This window comes from Corallococcus sp. CA047B, from assembly GCF_003612065.1.
GTDB classification, from domain to species: Bacteria; Myxococcota; Myxococcia; order Myxococcales; family Myxococcaceae; genus Corallococcus; species Corallococcus praedator.
Window position 1 is genome coordinate 1 of the sequence record NZ_RAWD01000723.1, and the last position, 467, is coordinate 467.

Sequence of the window (467 nt, forward strand, 5' to 3'; positions counted from 1 at the left end):
CCCCGACTCCTTGCACACGTCCAGGCAGGCAGGCCCCCGTCCGGGATTCCGCCCTCCTTGGAACGGGAACGCCAACGCCCTCAGGCGTCCCGGTGCACGGTGCCCGGAGAGAACGCCGGGGTGCAGATGGCCACGTACTCCGCGCCCTCTTCCTCCGGGGTGCTGTAGCGGACCCACTCGCCCGGCTCGCACACCACCGTCTGGCCGGCGTGCACGTCCATCACCCCGCCCTTGTGCTCCACCCGCAGGATGCCCGCGAGCACCAGGGTGATTTCACGGAACTCGGGGGTCTGCCCCGGCTCCTCCCACCCACCCGGGCTGCGCATGTGCGCGACGCTGATGTTCTGCGTCTTGGAGTTCACCCGACCCACGTACTCGTCGATGAGCTTCGGCTTGTTGCCCACCGCCGTCACGCGGATGGGCTTGGGGATGAGCGTAGGCATAGGGGTTGTCCCAAAGCATAGAGT

At 68.1% G+C, this 467-nt stretch carries 1 protein-coding gene; it reads right to left on the bottom strand.

Annotated elements, in window-relative coordinates; translation table 11 throughout:
- Positions 1–80 precede the first annotated feature (80 nt).
- On the bottom strand, positions 81–443 hold the full coding sequence (locus D7X74_RS42365) for a cupin domain-containing protein (protein WP_120538504.1): 363 nt from the start codon (positions 441–443) through the stop codon (positions 81–83).
- Positions 444–467 lie beyond the last annotated feature (24 nt).